Below are 5,977 nucleotides of genomic sequence, written 5' to 3'. Positions count from 1 at the left end.
GGTCACCGGGAGAGGGATTCACTCGTCCTTGGCGAAGACCCCTTTCTCGCCGCACTGGGGGCACTTCTGGGGCTTGCACCTCGAGTCCTTGGTGTATCCGCACTTGCCGCACTTCCATGTAGCCATATCGCCTCTATCCTCCTTGTGTGTGGTTGCCGGCAAATCGCCGCATGAGCAAGCGGGGTGCGGGGGCTCTCCGCGGAAAGTCCCCCGCACGCCAATCGACCGGAGTCTCCCTAAAAGTGGGTGGACGCGTACTCTTCGAGCCCCTTCTGGTCGGGCTTCATCCCCTCCTCGCCCTTCTTCCAGTTGGCCGGGCAGACCTCGCCGTGCTCCTCGTGGAACCGGATGGCCTCGATGATGCGCAGGGCCTCGTCGATGTTGCGGCCCAGGGGGAGATCGTTTATGGTCACGTGGCGCAGTATGCCGTCACGGTCCATGATGAAGAGTCCGCGAAGGGCTATGCCGGGCTTTTCGAGGAGCACGCCGTAGCTGCGGCTTATGGACTTGTCGAGGTCCGAGACGAGCGGATAGGCGATCTCGCCAATGCCGCCCTTCTTCCTCTCCATGTTGCGCCAGGCCAGATGAGAAAAGTGACTGTCCACCGACACGCCTATGACCTCGGCGTCGAGCTTGCGGAACTCTTCGATGCGGTCGCTGAAGGCCAGTATCTCGGTGGGACAGACGAAGGTGAAGTCCAGCGGGTAGAAGAAGAGCACCGTGTACTTGCCCCTGTAGTCCGAGAGCTTGAGCTCCTTGAACGAGCCGTCGGGCATGACGGCCTGGGCCGTGAAATCGGGCGCCTCTTTCTGGACGAATGCTTCGGATTCACACATTTTCTTTTCCTCCTCCTTTTCTTGTGGTTTCTCAACCTCGTTTATCGCAAGGTCCCACAGGGGGACTCTTTGCCGCATCCCTCAGGGAAGCTCTGATTAATTACTCTGGGGGAAACTTTCTGTAGAAAGTTTCCCCCAGACCCCCTTCAAAGACTTTCAATACGACTTGGTTTCCCCCTGTTTTGCCTGGCAAAACAGGGGGAAACCAAGTCGCATTAAAAGTTTTTGGAGGGAGTCTGAGGGAACCTTTTTACAAAAAGGTTCCCTCAGTGCAATAAATCAGAGTTTCCTTAGCTTTCGAGCAGGCTTTTGAGGATGAATGTCGCGGCATGTCTGTCGAGCGGGTCGTTTGCGTTGCCGCAGTTGGGGTCCTGGGTGCAGGACGGGCATGAGAGCTCGCAGGCGCACTCTTCGACGAGGCTCAGCGCGGCTTCAAACCACTCTTCCGCCAGGGCGTATCCGCGGCGTACAAGGCCGATGCCGCCCTCGAAGCCGTCGTAGATGAAGACGGCCGCCCCGCCGAGGGCCGGATGGAAGGGGTAGTAGCTGCGGCCCCCGAGGTCCATGCGGTCGCAGAGGGCAAGCAGCGGCAGGGTGGCGATGGCGGCGTGCTCGACGGCGTGGAGTCCTCCGGCCGCGTCGAGCCCCCTCATGCCCAGTCCGTTGATCGTATCGTCGTCGACGGCGAACCACAGTCCCTCGGTGTCGAATGTCCGGCTCGGCAGGTCGAGCCCGTATTCGTCGATGACATCGCCGGTGAAGAGGTCTTTTTTCACGTAGCCCGTCACCGTCTCGGTCACGCGAAGCTCGCCGAGGCTGAACTCCGTGCTGCGCAGGCGCTTCTGCGCCCTCACGGCCAGTATGTCGGTCTGCTCCTCGGTGAGGGCGCTCGTGTAGTAGTCCACGTTCACGGGGCGGCAGAGGGCGCGCCGGCCGTCGAGGTCGAGGACCTCGACGCGGTACTGTTCGCCGCCGTGGAGATAGACGGCGCCGGGATGGAGCTCGCGGAATACGCGGGAGCCGCCCGATTCTCCGAGGGGAGTGCCGTCGACGGTGAGGATCCTGAAGGGCTCGCCCGCCCCCCTTATGGATAGGGCGCGCTGGGGGCTGCGTTCCCGGGCGTACCAGTTGCCGTAGCGGGAGCGGCGCACGAGCCCCATGGCCTCGAGCTCCCCGAGCGCGGGGGCGAACCTGTCGGGTCCGTAGACCTCCTCGCCGTCCGATATCTTCTCTTCGGCGGCGGCGCAGAGCAGATGGGCCCGCGCTATCGACGGGTTAAGGGGGTCGATGACGGCCGCCTCGTGGCCGCGCCTGAAGAACTCGGCCGGGTGGCGCATGAAGTAGCGGTCGAGGGCGTCGTTGAGGGCCACGAGCACGGCCGCGCTGGGACGGCCCCGCCTGCCGGCGCGCCCCACCCGCTGCCAGGTGGAGCTCACCGTGCCGGGATAGCCGACGAGGATGCAGACGTCGAGTCCCCCGATGTCGACGCCGAGCTCGAGGGCGCTTGTGGATATGACGCCCGTGAGCTCGCCGCTGAAGAGTCTTTTTTCCACGTCCCGGCGCTGGGAGGCGAGGAGCCCGGAGCGGTAGGAGGCCATATGGGGGGCCAGGTCGGGCGCCCGGTCCTTGACCCATGCGTGGAGGAGCTCGGTTATCTTGCGCGCCCTGGTGAAGGCTATCGTGCGAAGGCCCGAGCGGACGGCGTCGATGAAGAGTCCGGCCGCTGCGGTGTAGGGGCTTGTCTCCGTGCGGGAGGGGTCGATGAAGATGAAGTCGCGGGGGCCGCGGCCTGCGCCGCTGTGCGAGACGAGCTCGAAGTCCGCCCCCGTGAGCTCGCGGGCGAGCTCCGCGGGATTTGCGATGGTCGCCGAGCAGGCGATGAAACGGGGATCGGAGCCGTAGCGGGCCGCAAGGCGGCGCAGCCTCCTTATAACGTGGGCCACGTGAGAGCCGAAGACGCCGCGGTAGGTGTGGATCTCGTCGATGACCACGTAGCGCAGGCCGCCGAGGAACTTCGCCCACTTCCAGTGGAAGGGATTCAGGGCCAGGTGAAGCATGTCGGGGTTGGTGATGACCACCGCCGGCGGGTTGTCGCGGATCTTCCTGCGCCTGTAGGCGCTGGTGTCGCCGTCGTAGATGGCGAAGGCGTTGTCCATGCCGAGGCCCGCGCCCAGCGCCTTGAGGGTCTCGGCCTGGTCCTGCTCCAGCCCCTTGAGGGGGAAGATGTAGAGGGCGCGGCTTGCGGCGTCGGCGAGGGCCGCCTCGAGGACCGTCACGTTGTAGACGAGGCTCTTGCCGCTTGCCGTGGGCGTCATGACGACCACGTTGCGTCCCTCCCGCAGGAGCTCGAGCGCCCGGGCCTGGTGGGCGTAGAGGGCCCTTACGCCCAGGGCCCCGAGGGCCTCCTTGAGCGGCGGGGCAACGGCGCCTTCCACCAGGCGCGGCTCGGCGCCGGCGATATGCTCGTGGTGGGCGAGGTCGTCCCTGGCCCTGAGCCTTTCGACGAAGGCGGCGAGCCGCTCTGTCGTCCCCGTCGGCATGGCGGCCCGCGGCTTCAGACGAGCTCGAGCGGCGTGGGCCGCAGCTCCGAGCGCCTCAGGTAGTGCTCGATGCGGGCGGCCATGGAATCGGCGTCGGCGCCGAGACCCTTCGTCGATATGGAGAGCGTGAGATAGGTGATGCCGTCGGCCTCCTCTATCCTGTAGGCCACGAGGTACCAGCCTCCGAAACAGCGAAGCGTCATGGCGACGAGCACGAAGATGCCGCTCCACCACAGGATCGGCACGCCCGGGTCGTAGCGGTAGCTCAGCACCGAGTCCTCGGTGAAGTCGATGAAGGTGATCTTCTTCCCCCCGACCCACAGCGACTCGCCGAGCCTGAGCCTGCCCAGGTCCCTGACCTCCCGCTCCCCGCCTTCGCCGTCCTCTACGTAGCTTACCGACACGAAGGGTTTTATCTCCTCCGTCTTTCCGTCGAGGCGGTAGAGCGTGCCCGTGCGCAGCCCCTTGAACCTGAGCGTGCCTTCGAGCCCCGGCACGATGAGCTCGTCGCCCACCTTGGCCGTGAGACTCACCGGTCCGCCGTCGACCCAGACCTTCACGTACTGCTCGAAGGCCATCTGGTAGAAGGTGAAGCCCCTGTAGACGAGCGGGTCGTTGACCTCTATGGTCTTCTCGAGCACGGCCACGTTGTCTTTGAGCACCTTGAGCCTCGACTTCCAGTCCTTGGGAAAGAGCGAATCCTCGTCGACGCTGTAGGTCGGGGCCTTCCAGCCGAGCCCTATGGCGAGACGCGACCTCTTGTCGCTCTTTTCCGGGTAGTCGAGGTCCGGGAAGTGGGTGTACTCGGTGATGAACTCGTCGAGCATCAGGGAAAAGCCGGCGGGTTCGACGTATTCAGGCTCGCCGGGCTTGAGGGTTATCATGTCCTCGTAGGCGGCGACACCGGTTACGATGAACCCGACAAAGCAGGCGACTATGCCGGCGTGGTAGAGCCAGGTGAGCCACCGGTAGCTGAGGCCCTTTTCCACGACCGTCCACTCCTTGCCCTGCGCTATGGTCCTGAAGCCGAGCTCGCCGCGCAGCACGCCGCGCACGGCCTCTTGAGCCTCGTCGCACTCGTGGGTGAGCGCCAGGTCGTGGGTGGGCGCGTAATCCTGCGCCGTGGGCCTCTTTCTGCTCAGAAGGGCCGTGAGCCTCTCGTAGGAGCAGACGCAGAGGTTTGCGAGCAGCACCATGCTCAGGGCTATGAACCACGGTGTCTTGAAGACGTTGAGGAGATCGAAGAGCTCGACGGCCCGGGCGAACCGCCCCTGGGCCTCGATGTAGGCCTCCACCTCGGCGCCCTGGGGAAATACCGTGCCGAGCAGGTAGAAGAGGCACATGACCCCCAGTATGTAGACCGATGTGCGCAGCGATGCGAGCTTCAGATAGAGCCGGCGCAGCGGCGCCGGTCTCTTCGGGAGCGGCGGACGCGGGGGCCCTTGCCCTTCCCGGCTCTTCTCGGTGCTTTCGTCACCCATGGAAAAAGGCCCCTATACGGCGTAGAGGTGGAGGCTCGGTATGCCCAGCAGTTTCGCCAGCCAGTTGACGCCGAGAAAAGTCATCATCATGCAGAGGAAACCGAGTACGTTGAGGGCCGAGGCCGGCGCGCCGCGCCAGGCCGGCACGGCCATGGCGTGAAGGTACATTGTGAAGACCGTCCACGTGATGAGCGACCACGTCTCCTTGGGGTCCCAGCTCCAGTACCTCCCCCACGCCTCGTTGGCCCATGCGGCGCCGGAGAATATGGCGAAGGTGAGGGCCGGAAAGCCGAAGACCACGAGCTTGACGGCCATGGAGCGGAAGGCGTCGAGGTCTTCGAGCTTCATGCCGAGCTTCATGCCGAGTCCCCGCCGCAGAAAGGGCTTCATGACGAGGTAGCTCGCCTCGACGGCGCAGCTTACGACGAAGACGGCGTAGGAGAAGAAGGCGAGGATGACGTGCCACTCGAACCAGTAGCTCTGAAGCGGCGGCGAGAGCGGCTCGACGGCCGGGGACCTCGAAAGCAGGGCGTACAGACAGGCCCCCATGGAAAGGGGCGTCACGAAGAGCCCCGGCACAAAGAAGTCCCTCCACCGCCTCGATGCGTAGAGGTAGGTTAGCGAGGCCGTCCACGCAAACCACGACAGGCTCTCGTAGAGCGTCTGGAAGGGCGCCCGCGCTCCCTCGAAGGTGCGAAGCAGTATCTGGCCGGCGTGGATGACCACGGCCGCCCAGAGCAGCGCCCTCGCGGCCCTGCCGAGCCCGCGCTCCTTCGTTATCACATGGAAGAGGAAAAGCAGAAAGCACGTGCCGTAAAGCATGGCCACGAGCCAGTAAAGCCTCACTTCGACGAGCAGCAGGTAGACGTCCCTTGAGAGGATATCTTCGTAGCCTGTCATGGCTTTTTTATAACACAACACCATTTGATTTGACAAGGCGCATATGAGAGGTTATGATTTAGGAAAGTTCTGATTAATTTCACTGAGGGAACCTTTTTGTAAAAAGGTTCCCTCAGACTCCCTCCAAAAACTTTTAATGCGAGTTGGTTTCCCCCTGTTTTGCCTGGCAAAACAGGGGGAAACCAACTCGCATTGAAAGTCTTTGAAGGGGGTCTGGGGG

5 protein-coding genes are annotated in these 5,977 nt (G+C 63.8%); all 5 read right to left on the bottom strand.

Annotation, left to right across the window (positions count from 1 at the left end):
- Window positions 1-18 precede the first annotated feature (18 nt).
- The 5 genes from ENJ37_02530 to ccsB all read right to left on the bottom strand — a co-directional run bounded on the left by ENJ37_02530 (window position 19) and on the right by ccsB (window position 5,781).
- Entirely contained in the window at window positions 19-126 is a 108-nt protein-coding gene (locus ENJ37_02530) for a rubredoxin (GenBank protein HHL39360.1), read from the bottom strand.
- A gap of 110 nt (window positions 127-236) precedes the next feature.
- Window positions 237-836, bottom strand: a complete 600-nt coding sequence (locus ENJ37_02525) for a peroxiredoxin (GenBank protein ID HHL39359.1) — start codon at window positions 834-836, stop codon at window positions 237-239.
- 290 nt (window positions 837-1,126) lie between these two features.
- Window positions 1,127-3,376, bottom strand: coding sequence for a DEAD/DEAH box helicase (locus tag ENJ37_02520; GenBank protein HHL39358.1), 2,250 nt, complete (start codon window positions 3,374-3,376; stop codon window positions 1,127-1,129).
- 14 nt (window positions 3,377-3,390) lie between these two features.
- On the bottom strand, window positions 3,391-4,857 hold the full coding sequence (locus tag ENJ37_02515; protein HHL39357.1) for a hypothetical protein: 1,467 nt from the start codon (window positions 4,855-4,857) through the stop codon (window positions 3,391-3,393).
- A gap of 12 nt (window positions 4,858-4,869) precedes the next feature.
- Window positions 4,870-5,781: a c-type cytochrome biogenesis protein CcsB gene (gene ccsB / locus ENJ37_02510; GenBank protein ID HHL39356.1), complete on the bottom strand. Its 912-nt coding sequence runs from the start codon at window positions 5,779-5,781 to the stop codon at window positions 4,870-4,872.
- Between the last annotated feature and the right edge of the window lie 196 nt (window positions 5,782-5,977).

This window comes from Deltaproteobacteria bacterium (assembly GCA_011375175.1).
Classification (GTDB): domain Bacteria; phylum Desulfobacterota; class GWC2-55-46; order GWC2-55-46; family DRME01; genus DRME01.
Note: the sequence above shows the minus strand (reverse complement) of the source record. Positions and strands in the feature narration are given on the sequence as shown.

Excerpts from the sequence above, each read along its gene's own strand:
- ccsB (HHL39356.1), bottom strand. The coding sequence starts at position 5,781 with ATGGTGTTGTGTTATAAAAAAGCCATGACAGGCTACGAAGATATCCTC.
- ENJ37_02520 (HHL39358.1), bottom strand. The coding sequence starts at position 3,376 with ATGCCGACGGGGACGACAGAGCGGCTCGCCGCCTTCGTCGAAAGGCTC.
- ENJ37_02515 (HHL39357.1), bottom strand. The coding sequence starts at position 4,857 with ATGGGTGACGAAAGCACCGAGAAGAGCCGGGAAGGGCAAGGGCCCCCG.
- ENJ37_02530 (HHL39360.1), bottom strand. The coding sequence starts at position 126 with ATGGCTACATGGAAGTGCGGCAAGTGCGGATACACCAAGGACTCGAGG.
- ENJ37_02525 (HHL39359.1), bottom strand. The coding sequence starts at position 836 with ATGTGTGAATCCGAAGCATTCGTCCAGAAAGAGGCGCCCGATTTCACG.